Origin of the sequence: Pseudomonas sp. rhizo25 (genome assembly GCF_031931935.1) — a bacterium.
Lineage (GTDB): Bacteria > Pseudomonadota > Gammaproteobacteria > Pseudomonadales > Pseudomonadaceae > Aquipseudomonas > Aquipseudomonas synxantha.
Genome location: NZ_JAUJXA010000008.1, coordinates 197,420 through 210,910, shown reverse-complemented (window position 1 = coordinate 210,910; position 13,491 = coordinate 197,420). Strand labels below are relative to the sequence as shown.

Annotated in this window: 8 protein-coding genes; 4 read left to right on the top strand and 4 right to left on the bottom strand. The window is 59.9% G+C overall.

Annotation, left to right across the window (positions count from 1 at the left end):
* Nucleotides 1–11: 11 nt before the first annotated feature.
* The 3 genes from glgB to QZR30_RS18785 form a co-directional block, all read right to left on the bottom strand.
* On the bottom strand, nucleotides 12–2,249 hold the full coding sequence (glgB, locus tag QZR30_RS18795) for a 1,4-alpha-glucan branching protein GlgB (RefSeq protein WP_046067963.1): 2,238 nt from the start codon (nucleotides 2,247–2,249) through the stop codon (nucleotides 12–14).
* Complete coding sequence (treS, locus tag QZR30_RS18790; RefSeq protein WP_311903911.1) at nucleotides 2,246–5,593, bottom strand: maltose alpha-D-glucosyltransferase; 3,348 nt, start codon at nucleotides 5,591–5,593, stop codon at nucleotides 2,246–2,248. The genes glgB and treS overlap by 4 nt, the downstream gene beginning before the upstream one ends.
* An 84-nt stretch (nucleotides 5,594–5,677) precedes the next feature.
* On the bottom strand, nucleotides 5,678–7,666 hold the full coding sequence (locus QZR30_RS18785) for an alpha-1,4-glucan--maltose-1-phosphate maltosyltransferase (protein ID WP_311903909.1): 1,989 nt from the start codon (nucleotides 7,664–7,666) through the stop codon (nucleotides 5,678–5,680).
* Between the two features lie 548 nt (nucleotides 7,667–8,214).
* Here QZR30_RS18785 and QZR30_RS18780 point away from each other — a divergent pair.
* Complete coding sequence (locus tag QZR30_RS18780; protein ID WP_311903907.1) at nucleotides 8,215–9,438, top strand: M10 family metallopeptidase C-terminal domain-containing protein; 1,224 nt, start codon at nucleotides 8,215–8,217, stop codon at nucleotides 9,436–9,438.
* Between the two features lie 5 nt (nucleotides 9,439–9,443).
* Here the strand turns inward: QZR30_RS18780 and QZR30_RS18775 are convergent, their stop codons facing one another.
* Entirely contained in the window at nucleotides 9,444–9,941 is a 498-nt protein-coding gene (locus QZR30_RS18775; RefSeq protein ID WP_046067960.1) for an MgtC/SapB family protein, read from the bottom strand.
* Nucleotides 9,942–10,060: 119 nt separating this feature from the next.
* Here QZR30_RS18775 and QZR30_RS18770 point away from each other — a divergent pair, with 119 nt between their 5' ends.
* From QZR30_RS18770 to mapR, 3 genes are all read left to right on the top strand, one after another.
* Nucleotides 10,061–10,300: a DUF3203 family protein gene (locus tag QZR30_RS18770; RefSeq protein WP_056845851.1), complete on the top strand. Its 240-nt coding sequence runs from the start codon at nucleotides 10,061–10,063 to the stop codon at nucleotides 10,298–10,300.
* Between the two features lie 185 nt (nucleotides 10,301–10,485).
* On the top strand, nucleotides 10,486–11,895 hold the full coding sequence (ccoG, locus tag QZR30_RS18765) for a cytochrome c oxidase accessory protein CcoG (protein WP_311903905.1): 1,410 nt from the start codon (nucleotides 10,486–10,488) through the stop codon (nucleotides 11,893–11,895).
* A 158-nt stretch (nucleotides 11,896–12,053) separates the two neighbouring features.
* The gene (gene mapR / locus QZR30_RS18760; protein ID WP_059397550.1) at nucleotides 12,054–13,463 is read left to right on the top strand and encodes a GntR family transcriptional regulator MpaR; all 1,410 of its coding nucleotides are present in this window, start codon (nucleotides 12,054–12,056) and stop codon (nucleotides 13,461–13,463) included.
* The last annotated feature ends 28 nt before the right edge of the window (nucleotides 13,464–13,491 follow it).

Genomic DNA, 13,491 nt, shown 5'->3' with positions numbered 1-13,491 from the left:
ACGTAGAGCCCTTATAGCCCTTGCGGGCGCAGAATCAGTACGCCCAACGGCGGCAGGTTCAACGACAATGACGCTGGTTGCCCATGGCGTGGCTCATCCTGGGCAAGCACCTCTCCACCGTTGCCAAAGTTTGACCCGGCGTAGGTATCCGCATCACTGTTGATCACCTCGCTCCAGCGCCCGCCGAAGGGCACACCCACCGCATAGCCTTCACGCGGTACCGGGGTGAAGTTGGCGACCACCAGCACCGGCTTACCGTCCTTGCTCCAGCGCAGCCAGGCGTAGACGCTGTTGATCGCGTCATCGCCAATCAACCATTGGAAGCCCTGGGGTGCATCATCCTGTTCGTGCAGCGCCGGCTCCTCGCGATACAGGCGGTTCAAGTCACCCACCAGCTTCTGCACGCCGCGGTGCTCGGGGTATTGCAACAAGTACCAATCCAGTTGCTGGTCATGGTTCCACTCGCGCCACTGGCCAAACTCACAGCCCATGAACAAGAGCTTCTTGCCCGGGTGCATCCACATGAAACTCAGGTAGGCGCGCAGGTTGGCGAACTTCTGCCAGCGGTCGCCAGGCATCTTGTCGATCAGCGAGTGCTTGCCGTGCACCACCTCGTCGTGGGAGATCGGCAGGATAAAACGCTCGGACCAGGCGTAGACCAGGCCAAAACTCAGTTCGTTGTGATGATGGGCGCGGTACACCGGGTCTTGCTGAATGTAATGCAGCGAGTCATGCATCCACCCCATGTTCCACTTGTAGTTGAACCCCAGGCCACCCTGTTGGGTCGGCTGGCTCACCCCGGGCCAGGCGGTGGACTCCTCGGCAATCACCAAGGCCCCCGGCGCTTCCAGGGCGACCACGTCGTTCAAGTGCCGCAGGAAGTCGATGGCTTCCAGGTTTTCCCGGCCGCCATGGCGATTGGGCACCCACTCTCCAGCCTTGCGCGAGTAGTCGCGGTACAACATCGACGCCACCGCATCCACTCGCAGACCGTCGACATGGAAATGCTTGAGCCAGTGCAACGCCGACGCCAACATGAAGCCATGGACCTCGGTGCGGCCCAGGTTGTAGATCAACGTGTCCCAATCCTGGTGGAAGCCTTCCAGCGGGTTGGCATATTCGTACAGCGCCGTGCCGTCGAATTGCGCCAGGCCGTGGGTATCGGTGGGAAAATGCGCCGGCACCCAGTCAAGGATCACGCCGATATCTGCCTGATGGCAGGCATTGACGAACCAGGCGAAGTCTTCCGGCGAGCCAAAGCGCGCACTGGGCGCGAACTGCGACAGGGCTTGATAGCCCCAGGAACCGCCAAAGGGATGCTCCATGATCGGCATCAGCTCGATATGAGTGAAGCCCAGTTGCTGCACATAGGGAATCAGGCGCTCGGCCAGTTCACGCCAGCCGTACTGGCGGGCGACTTCGCCGGCCTCGTCCAGTTCGCACTGCCAGGAGCCCACATGCAGCTCATAGATCGACAACGGCGCAGTGGATTTCTGCTTGTCGCCACGGGCCTGCATCCAGTCATGGTCCTGCCAGTCCACTTGCAAGGGCGCGGCGACTTTAGAGGCGGTATCGGGCGGCAATTGGGTGGCCAGGGCCATCGGGTCGGCTTTGAGCGGCAGGATCCCATGGGCTCCGAGGATTTCATATTTGTAGGCGGCACCCGGTTGCAGGCGAGGGATAAAAATTTCCCAGACGCCAGACGGATGGCGCAGGCGCATCGGATGACGGCGACCGTCCCAGATATTGAAGTCGCCCACCACCGAGACCCGCCGTGCATTCGGTGCCCATACCGCAAAGCGCACGCCCGCGACGCCATCGACGCTGGTCACCTGGGCGCCGAGGCAACTGCCAAGGTCACGATGATTGCCTTCGGCAAACAGGTAGAGGTCCATTTCCCCCAGCAACAATTGGCTGAAGCTGTAGGGGTCTTCGGTGATCTGCTCACCGCCGGCCCACTGGATTTTCAACAGGTAAGGTTGACGCGTACCGAACTGCCCGACAAATAAACCCGGTACCTGGTTGGCCTCCAGGCTGCCAAGGGTCTCGCTGCCATCGCGGCTGAGCACTTGGACGCTCAACGCCTCCGGCAGAAAGACGCGGATAAACTGCCCCCCCTGCTCGTCGTCATGGGGCCCCAGGATCGAGAATGGATCGGGGTGCTCGGCGCGCACCAGCGCTTCGACGTCCTTGGACGCCGGCAATGCCGTCAGCTTGGGCTGCAGCGGTTCTTTATGTGTAAAACTCATGAGGTCTCCCCACCGCGTACAGGTTTCGATTTAGGTGTTAGCCCGCTGAGCAAACCGTGCAGCCCTTGCAGGGGCACCGGCAACCAGGTCGGGCGATTTTCCGCTTCGTAGGCCACTTCGTACGCAGCCTTCTCCAGGCTGAACAACGTCAGCGCTGCGTCCTGGCCCTTGGCATCCTGCCAATCATGCGCCAGTGTAGCCGTCGCCGCCTGGTAAGCCTGGGTAAATGCCTGGCGGGCTTCATTCAGGTAGCGATCGGTCACGCGTTTACGCGCGTTGTCCGCTTCCGGCGAGTGATCCACTCCTTGCACATTCAGGGCCATGGCCGCCGCGTAATCGAAGGAGCGCAACACACCACTCACATCTTTATAGGGGCTGTGTTTGCCACGCCGTTCATGCAGTGGTCGCGCCGGTTCGCCTTCAAAGTCGATCAGGTAGGCATCGCCCTTGACCACCAATACCTGGCCCAGATGCAAGTCTCCATGCACCCGGATACGAAACCCGCCTAGCGTGGCCTTCGCCAGCGCCTGGACATGCCCGGCGATGGCTTTTTTCTGCGCCAGTAATTCACTGACCAACGCCTGATCAGCGGGGTTCAACTGGCTTTGATGAAGTTTGAGCAGTTGCAGGGCGCGGTCGATCTGGGCGCCGACATCCTTGGCCCAGGCCTGGGTATCCTTGGCCGTGGTGAGTTCGGGCTTGAAAGCCTTGTCGGCGGTCGGCGCGCCCAGCACCAGGTGCATTTCCCCCAGGCGCTGGCCAAGCAGCCCGGCGAAATCCGCCAGTTCCCCCAAGGCGTTGTAGTGCTGCTCCTGTTCGGAGATGGCCTCGGCCAGTTCGTCGCGGATCGCCCGCTCCAGGTTGTTCTGGGTCCAGCTCCAGGCATCGCCCTGATTGCTGAGGTAGCCTTGGGCAATCATCAGCAGGTTGTCCTGGCCTTGCCCATCGCGGCGACTCATCGAACCCAGCAATGGCGAAATATTCGGGTAGCCGGCGGCGGTCAGGTAGGCACTCATTTCCAGCTCCGGGTGCACCCCGGCGCTGACTTTGCGGATCAACTTGAGCACCAGGCTCTCGCCCACTACCACCGAGCTGTTGGACTGCTCGGCGGACAAGTAGCGCACCGGCGATTCGCTGCCCAGTTGCAGCCCGGCCAAGTGTTGGGTCGACTCGAAACGCAGATCGCCCTCAACGGAACTGAGCACGGTACCGGCCTGCATGGCCTGGATCACCTCACGGATAAACTGCTCAAGGCTGAACGCATCAGTCACCAACCCTACCTGGCGGGTACGCCGCACGCGAGCCAGGGCCAATTGCTGGGGCAAGGCACTGGTGAACTGGTCTTCGCCCAGAAAGCCCAACGGCAATTGATAACGGCTGACCTGGCCGCCACTGGTTACCTCGATTTCACTGAGCAGCACCGGGTGCTGCGGGTCGCCGAAGCGAACACCGTAAGCGATGTGCACGCTGTCAATGGCCGTGTCTTTGCCGGCAAACCAGCGACGCTTGGGCAGCCAGGCTGGCAATGAGGTTTGCTCAAGACTGGTGCGGCAAGGTTCTTCCAACAATTCTTCCATGCGTTTTTTCAGTACCAAGGTGGTGAAGTCAGGCATGCTTTGCGCCGGTTCCACATGCCAGCTGGGCATTTGGTTCTCCGCCGCCAGCACAAACCAGTAGAAGCCATAGGGCGCCAGGGTCAACAGGAAATTCAGCTGGCCGATGGGTGGGAACGCATTACCGCCAAGCATTTCCACCGGCACCATGCCGGCAAACGCAGACAGGTCCAGCTCCGCAGCCTGGGCGCTGCGCGACACGTTGGCCACGCACAGGATGATCTCGCTGCGGCCATCTTCGCCGGTGTACTCACGGGTATAGGCAAGAATGCGGCGATTGGTTGGCGAAAGCATTTTCAGGCTGCCACGGCCAAACGCCTTTGACTGCTTGCGCACGGCGAGCATGCGTCGGGTCCAGTTGAGCAGCGAGTGCGGGTCCTGGGCCTGGGTTTCGACGTTGACCGACTGATAACCGTATTGCGCGTCCATGATCGGCGGCAACACCAGGCTGGCCGGGTCGGCGCGGGAAAAACCGCCGTTGCGGTCGATGGACCATTGCATCGGTGTACGCACGCCGTCGCGGTCGCCCAGATAGATGTTGTCACCCATGCCAATTTCATCGCCGTAATACAAGGTCGGCGTGCCCGGCATCGACAGCAACAGGCTATTGAGCAACTCCACACGGCGGCGATCGCGCTCCATCAGCGGCGCCAGGCGCCGGCGGATGCCCAGGTTGATACGCGCGCGGCGGTCGGCGGCGTAGTAGTTCCACAGGTAGTCGCGCTCCCTGTCGGTGACCATTTCCAGGGTCAGTTCATCGTGGTTGCGCAGGAAGATCGCCCATTGGCAATTGGCGGGAATCTCCGGGGTCTGACGCAAAATATCAGTGATGGGGAAGCGATCTTCCTGGGCCAATGCCATGTACATGCGCGGCATCAGCGGAAAGTGGAAGGCCATGTGGCATTCATCGCCGTCATCGCCCTTGCGGTCGCCAAAATACAGCTGGGTGTCTTCCGGCCATTGGTTGGCCTCGGCCAGCAGCATGCGGTCAGGGTAATGGGCGTCGATTTCGGCACGGATCTGCTTGAGGACGTCGTGGGTTTCCGCAAGGTTTTCGTTATTGGTGCCGTCGCGTTCGATTAGGTAGGGGATCGCATCCAGGCGCAAGCCGTCGATGCCCAGGTCGAGCCAATAGCGCATCACCGACAGCACCGCTTTCATCACTTGCGGGTTATCGAAGTTGAGGTCGGGCTGGTGCGAATAAAAGCGATGCCAGAAGTACTGGCCCGCCACCGGGTCCCAGGTCCAGTTGGACTTTTCGGTGTCGAGGAAAATAATGCGCGTGCCGTCGTACTTCTGGTCATCGTCCGACCACACGTAGAAATCCCGTGCCGCCGAGCCCGGCTTGGCCTTGCGCGCACGCTGGAACCAGGGGTGCTGGTCGGAGGTGTGGTTGATCACCAGCTCGGTGATCACCCGCAGCCCACGCTTGTGGGCTTCGGCAATGAAGCGCTTGGCGTCGGCCATGGTCCCGTAGTCGCTGTGTACGCCACGGTACTCGGCAATATCGTAGCCGTCATCACGGCGTGGCGAAGGGTAGAACGGCAACAGCCAGATGGTGTTCACACCGAGGTCGGCAATGTAGTCGAGCTTGGCAATCAGCCCGGGAAAGTCACCGATGCCGTCGTTGTTGGAGTCAAAATAGGATTTGACGTGAACCTGATAGATCACCGCATCTTTGTACCAGAGCGGGTCTTTGATAAAGGTGGCTGCCTTGGGTTTCTTCGCCATTGGAAACTCCTGAAATTCTGCAGACGCAAATGCAATCAATGTGGGAGGGGGCTTGCCCCCTCCCACACTCTGATCTCCACTTGCCTAGGAAACAGTGATACGCCAGATCCCAAATGGCATCTGCGGTTCTAGCCGTGTCCATTGGGTCTTGCCGTACCAGGTCCAGCGATGGCCGTTCATAAGGTCCTCACCCTGGGTCTGGGCGTCGTCGGGCAGGCCCATCTCCCATAGCGGCAACTCGAAATGAGCTTCCTGGGCATTGAAGGGGTCGAGGTTGACCGCCACCAGGATAAAGTTGCTGCCGTCTTCGCTGCGCTTGCCGAAATACAGGATGTTGTCGTTCCAGGCGTTGTAGAGCTTCAGCCCCAGATGGGTCTGCAACGCCGGGTTCTGCCGACGGATACGGTTGAGCTGGGCGATCTCGGCAATGATGTTGCCGGGCGCGGTAAAGTCCCGAGGGCGGATTTCGTACTTCTCCGAATCCAGGTACTCCTCTTTACCCGGCACTGGCGCGGCTTCACACAGCTCAAAGCCCGAATACATACCCCACAGGCCCGAGCCCATGGTCGCCAGGGCGGCACGGATCAAGAAGCCGGGGCGCCCGGACTGGTGCAAGAAGCCTGGGTTGATATCCGGTGTATTGACGAAGAAATTCGGCCGGTAGCATTCGCGCCACGGCGATTGGTTCAGTTGCGTCAGGTATTCGCTCAACTCGGCCTTGGTGTTGCGCCAGGTAAAGTAGGTATAGCTCTGGGAGTAACCGACCTTGCCCAGGCGCGCCATCATGGCCGGGGTGGTGAAAGCCTCCGCCAGGAAGATCACCTCAGGATATTTGGCCCTGACGTCGCTGATCAGCCACTGCCAGAATGGCAGCGGCTTGGTGTGGGGGTTGTCGACGCGAAAGGTCTTGACGCCCTCTTCCACCCAGCCCACCACAATGTCGCGCAGCTCGGTCCACAGGCCGGGGATCGCATCCGCCGCATAGAAATCGACGTTAACGATGTCCTGATATTTTTTTGGCGGGTTTTCCGCATACTTGATCGTGCCGTCCGGGCGCCAGTTGAACCAGCCTGGGTGCTGCTTGAGCCACGGATGGTCCTGGGAACACTGGATGGCGAAGTCCAGGGCGATTTCCAGACCGTGGTCGGCGGCGGCCTTGACCAGCCGGCGGAAATCATCGCGGCCACCCAACTGCGGGTGGATCGCCTCGTGACCGCCCTCTTCACTGCCGATGGCATAGGGGCTGCCGGGATCATCGGGGCCGGCCGTCAGAGAATTGTTCTTGCCCTTGCGATGACTGCGGCCGATGGGATGGATCGGTGGGAAGTACAGCACGTCAAAGCCCATGTCATGAATCATCGACAAGCGCGAGTGCACATCGTTGAAGGTGCCGTGGCGCGCCGGATCGTCGGTGATCGAGCGGGGAAAAAGTTCGTACCAACTGGCAAACTGCGCCGCTTCGCGTTCCACATCAATCGGGTATACCGGGCTGACGCTCAGGTAGGCGCGGTGATCGGCCTGGGTCATCAAGTGTGCACTGTTTTCATGCAGAAACAGCGCCACCTGCTCGGTTTCCAACAGGCCCGACAGTTCGTGGTGCAACAGCATCAAGCGGTCGCGCAGTTCGTTGTCACTGCGTTCGGCGGCCTGCAGCACCAGGCTGCGGCCTTCCTGCAGCTCGAGGCTGACCGGCACTCCGGCCTCATGTTTCTTGCGCAGTTCGTAACAAAAGCTGGCGAAGGTATCGATCCAGGCTTCAATGCAGTATTGATGCGGGCCCTGCTGGGCGACGCTGAACGCCCCTTCCCAGCCATTGTTGCCCACATCGTTCATGACCACGCTGTGCCAGCTTTCATCCTCCCGCGCTCGCCAGCGGATCAGCACCGCCAGTTTGTCGTGGCCATCGGCGAACACTTTGCTGGTGACATTGATCCGCTGGCCAACCACCGCCTTGACGGCGAACTCGCCATTGTCGATCACCGGCATGGTGCTTTCGATAGCGATCCTGGGTAACAAAAGCGCCTGGGACAGCGGCAATACGGAATCTTCTGGAGCCAGTGTTTCAGCAGTCATCGAGCATCTTCCCCTTACGCCCCGTGGACGCCCTTTGCTTGATCCGAATTCAGAAACGGCGACGCTCTCCCTGAGCAGGGCCGTATAAGGTCCGAGCATGGGCGCTGTTCAAAAGTTCAGGTGGATATACCGCCACTGGGCGGGAATCATTTCCCGCAGGCAAGGGTCCACCGATAGAGCAAAGCACAAACGAGGCCATACCCATGAATATCCCGATACCCCCTGAACCCGAAGATCCAAATATCGACGAGCCCCCGCTGCCGCCCACAGAACCCCGACCCGTTCCTGAACAAGACCCCCCTGAAAACGAGCCACCGCCCGTCCAGGAACCCCCCGCAACGATGCCGCCCGTTATCGTCTGATTGACAGGCCGGCAAGCGCTTGCTTGCGAACCAAACATCGCGAGCAAGCGCCGCTGATTTTTCCCACTCGCATTACAGACGGCGCCGAACTCCCCCCTCCCAAGGTCAAGATAGATTCACTACTCGTGCGCTGACCCGCCTTGTTGCTGGCCGCAGACTATTCCGTCCGTAACGCGAGTACCTTCTATGTCCATTTCGCTACTGCCACCAACGTCCACTATCCAGGGCATACAACAACCGTCCGCCAACGATTATCGACAGAAACTGAACGATTTATTAAGGGCCGGCCCCAGCGGAATCATGCGCAGGAAAGAGCCTGACAGGCATCCATCGGACCTCCCCAGGGCACCGCAAGCTTTTACCCCGCCCAACCCTAGCCCCTCGACAAGCCTAAAACCGCAGGCGCCCGGTACCGATGCGCCCGAGGAGCAAGCCTCAACTGCGCCCAGCACTGCACCTAATACAGACGTGGAGCCGCAGGCGCCCGGTGCAGACGCCCCCCGGCTCGCCCAACTTCGTGCGCTCGCCAGCCGGGAGAGTATTACCCAGATGCTGCGCGAGCCAAACTCGCAGGAGACCGCCCAGAAGTTGGCCGAGATCCGAAGTCTGTTAAGCAAGGAAAATGTCAAGTCGATGCTGCAAGGCCCCGATGCAGACGAAGCGCGCAAGCTGATTACCGAAGTGAAGGAGCGTCTAGGTCAGTCAAGCCTGCAGAAGATCCATGACCAATCCTCGCACATCGAGCGACCGGGCTTGAGCCCTCAAGAGATCCGCGACCGCACTGCCAGTTCTGACCCCGAGGAGAGTTTCAGCCAATCCATGCAAGTCTTTGATGAGCTACGCGTTGAGGAATCCTACGCCAAACAGCGAGTGCGCCAGAGTACGCCACTCGCCTCGGCCCTCTTCGAGATCGGCAAGGAAGTGGACCTAGGCGAGCCGACCCCGCAACCGGACAATTCATCGGCTGAGGCAGACAGCCTCAAACCCGACAACAACAACAACAACAACAACAACAACGACAACAGCAACAGCAACAGCAACAGCAACAGCAACAGCAACAGCAACAGCAACAGCAACAGCAACAGCAACAGCAACAGCAACGATTCCAGGATTGACATTGGTCAGACCTTCACCTTCCACAGTACCCGCGACTCGAACTTCGATGCGCCTAAGGAGGTGATGGATTTTGACCACAACAGAGACAAGCTCGATGTAACGGCCATTCGAAACCAACTCGGCAACAAGCCGTTGAAATTGGTAGAAAATTTCTCAGGCGCCAGTGGCGAAGTGCAGGTTCACTACAACCCGGCCAATAACACGAGCGTGGTAATGATTTCCGGCAACCCGGGAGAGCCGCCCTTCGTGGTAAAAGTCTTCGGCGAGGTCAGGTACAGCAACCTCAGCACCTGACCCTGTCACTCATTCTTGTCCAGCAGCTTGACGACCCGTGGCATCACACTGAATACCATCAGTGCCAGCAGCGTACTGAGTACCGCCGTCGATTCCCGCCCCATCCCCGCCGCCACCCCAATGGCGGCGGTCATCCATAACCCGGCCGCCGTGGTCAGGCCCTTCACGTGCTGGCCCTCCTCGTCTTCCTTGCCCTTGAGGATGGTACCGGCGCCAAGGAAGCCAATCCCAGCAATCACCCCCTGCACCACGCGGCTCATGGCGTCCGCCTGGCTGCCGGACACTTGCGGCACCAGCACAAACAACGCGGCGCCCAAGGCCACCAGCATATGGGTGCGCACCCCTGCCGCCTTGCCCTTTTGTTCACGTTCAAACCCCAGGATGCCGCCTAAAAGCGCGGCGATCAGCAGGCGCACAGTGATTTGCGTCAACTGCCGAGCGTCGCCGATGTCGGCAAATTCAGCCTGCAGGGTTTGCCACACTTGATGCCACCAGGCGTCCATGGATCTGTCCTTTCTTATTGTGAATGAAAGATAGACAGTGCAGACCGCCAGTCAGTTGCCTGGAACCCGGCAGCGTTACCGTCGCCTAACGGGACATAGCCCATGAACAGGAGATCGCCATGTCTGTACGCATCGAAAATCATTTGTGCTACTTCACGCTCGACGAGACCGGCCAGGAACAGAGCCTGCCGGCTACTCGGGTAAATATTCTTACCGACAATGAAAAAGCCATGTCTTATGTGGAATTGGCCGGCCAGCAGATCTACATCACCGAAGCCGAGGCCGACGCCCTCACCGTAGAAGGCGCCAAGGATGGTCGTAACCACGTAAAGGCCGATAAACCGGGTTCGGTGATTTGATTGATCTGTATCAATAGACATCTAAGCACCCCTGCACCCCAGTGAGCCTGGGGTGCAGCAGATCGGCAAAGACGGTTGAATCAAACCCATCTGATCCGCTTTTTATCACCATGCCTGAGCCTGTTATGCGAACAGACTGTCGCCCATAGTTCCCCGGCCTGATGGAGGCTGATGAGCGAACGACCATGAGCGAACGAATCCCAACCGTGGAAACCTTTGAGCCCAACCACCCAAAGAAGGTGAAGGCCAAATCCAGCGACAACCTGATCCATACCCGCAGCTTCACCGGCGTATTCCGCACCTTGCGCGTCGGCGGCGCCGGCCTGCTGTTCCTGGCCTTCTTCGGCACCGTATGGCTGAGCTGGGGTGGCCGCCAAGCCGTGCTATGGGACCTGGCCGAGAGTAAGTTCCACATCTTCGGCGCTACTTTCTGGCCTCAGGATTTCATCCTGCTCTCGGCGCTGCTGATCATCTGCGCCTTTGGCCTGTTTGCCATCACGGTGTTTGCCGGCCGCGTATGGTGCGGCTACACCTGCCCGCAAAGCTCGTTCACTTGGCTGTTCATGTGGTGTGAAAAGGTCACCGAGGGCGAGCGCAACCAACGCATCAAGTTGCAAGCCGCACCGTGGAGCTTGAATAAACTAGCGCGGCGCTCGGCCAAACATACGTTGTGGCTGGGTATCAGCGTGCTGACGGGGCTGACGTTTGTTGGCTACTTCACACCGATCCGCCCGCTCGCCACCGAATTGCTGACCTGGCAGATGGGCGGCGTAAGCCTGTTCTGGGTGCTGTTTTTTACCGGTGCCACTTACATCAATGCCGGCTGGCTGCGAGAAGCGGTGTGCATGCACATGTGCCCCTATGCACGGTTCCAGAGTGTGATGTTTGATAAAGACACCCTGACCATTTCCTACGACGCCGCCCGTGGCGAACGCCGTGGCCCGCGTAAACGCGAGGTGCAGCCCGCGGACGTCGGCCTCGGCGATTGCATCGATTGCCAACTGTGCGTGCAGGTATGCCCCACCGGCATCGATATTCGCGACGGCCTGCAAATGGAATGCATCGGCTGCGCGGCATGCATCGACGCCTGCGACTCGATCATGGACAAAATGGGCTATGCACGCGGCTTGGTGAGCTACACCAGCGAACACCAATTGCAAGGTGGCAAGACTCACCTGCTGCGGCCCCGCCTGATCGGCTACAGTGCCGTGCTGTTGGTGATGATCGCAGCGTTGGTGGTGGCCTTGGTCGAACGGCCGATGGTATCGCTGGACGTGACCAAGGACCGTGGTATGTTCCGCGAAAACAGCCAGGGCTTGATCGAAAACATCTACAGCCTCAAGGTCATCAACAAGACCCAGCAACGCCAGGACTACCGCCTGGAACTGGTGGACGCCGACAGCTTCCAGTTGCAGGGCAAGACCCAGGTCAGCCTGGCACCCGGGGAAATCGTCGATGTACCGGTGTCGGTGGCATTGCTGGCGGACAAACCGGTGAGCAGTTCGCAGACTATCCGCTTCAAAGTCACGGATGTGGATGAACCCTGGATCTACAGCGCTGCAGACAGTCGTTTTGTTGCACCGTTGAATCGCTGAAATCTATCTGGATAGATAGAGATGCAAATGTGGGAGCAGGCTTGCTCGCAAAAGCGCCGGGTCAGGTTATATCTGCGTCACTGACACACCGCTTTCGCGAGCAGGCCCGCTCCCACATTTACCCAGCGTACACACAGAAAAACCTGTTTAAGGCCCCCATGAAACGCTACGAAAAATTCGCCGACGACATCGCAGAACTGATCCGCTCCGGCGTCCTCGGCCCTGGCCAGCGCGTACCATCGGTGCGCTACGCCAGCCAGACCTACGGCGTCAGCCCGTCCACAGTGTTCCAGGCTTACTACCTGCTGGAGCGCCGCGGCCTGATTCGCGCACGGCCGCGTTCCGGCTACTTCGTCAACACCCATGCGCCCAGCCCGTTTTCCGAACCGGTGGTGAGTGAGCAGGTGCATGAATCCACCAACGTAGACGTGAGCGAACTGGTGTTTTCGGTCCTTGACTCCATCAAGGACCCCAACACCGTGCCCTTCGGCTCGGCGTTCCCCAGCCCGATGTTGTTCCCACTGCCCCGCCTGGCTCGATCCCTTGCCAGTGCCAGCCGCGAAATGGACCCGCGCCTGGTCGTCACCGACATGTCGCCGGGCAACCCGCAACTGCGCCGACAGATCGCCCTGCGCTACATGGTCGGCGGCCTGATGCTGCCCATGGAGGAGCTGCTGATCACCAATGGCGCCCTTGAAGCACTGAACCTGTGCCTGCAGGCCGTGACCGAACCCGGCGACCTGGTCGCCATCGAAGCCCCGGCGTTCTATGCCTGCCTGCAAGTGCTGGAGCGCCTGAAGCTCAAGGCCGTGGAAATACCGGTGCACCCACGCGACGGCATTGACCTCGACGCCCTTGCCCAATGCCTTGAGCGCTATCCGATCAAGGCCTGCTGGACCATGACCAGCTTCCAGAACCCCATGGGCGCGACCCTGCCGGAGGCGAAAAAACAGGCGCTGGTGGAACTGCTGCGCGGTCATCAGGTGCCGTTGATTGAAGATGATGTCTATGCAGAGCTGTATTACGGGCAGCAAGCGCCGAAGCCGGCCAAGGCTTTTGACACTGAAGGGTTGGTGATGCATTGCGGTTCCTTTGCCAAAAGCCTGGCACCGGGTTACCGCGTCGGTTGGGTCGCGGCCGGGCGCTTCGCGCAGAAAGTCGAGCGCCTTAAACTGATGACCTCATTGTGCCCATCGATGCCGGCCCAGGCGGCAATTGCCGACTACCTGCAGCACGGCGGTTATGACCGGCACCTGCGCAAACTGCGCTATGCCCTGGAAGAACAGCAAAGCGCCATGCTGGCAGCCATCGCCCGTTACTTCCCGACCCAGACACGGGTCAGCCAGCCGGCCGGCGGGTATTTCCTGTGGCTGGAACTGCCGGAACAGACCGACTCGCTGAAATTGTTCCAGATGGCCTTGGCCCAAGGCATCAGCATTGCCCCGGGGCCGATTTTCTCGGCGACCCGACGGTTCAGCAATTGCATTCGCTTGAACTATGGCAGCCCGTGGACCGAGGCGTCGGAAAAGGCCATGGAAACGCTGGGGCGGATTGTGCGGTCGTTTTAACGATGGGATACACAGCCTTAGGAACCCT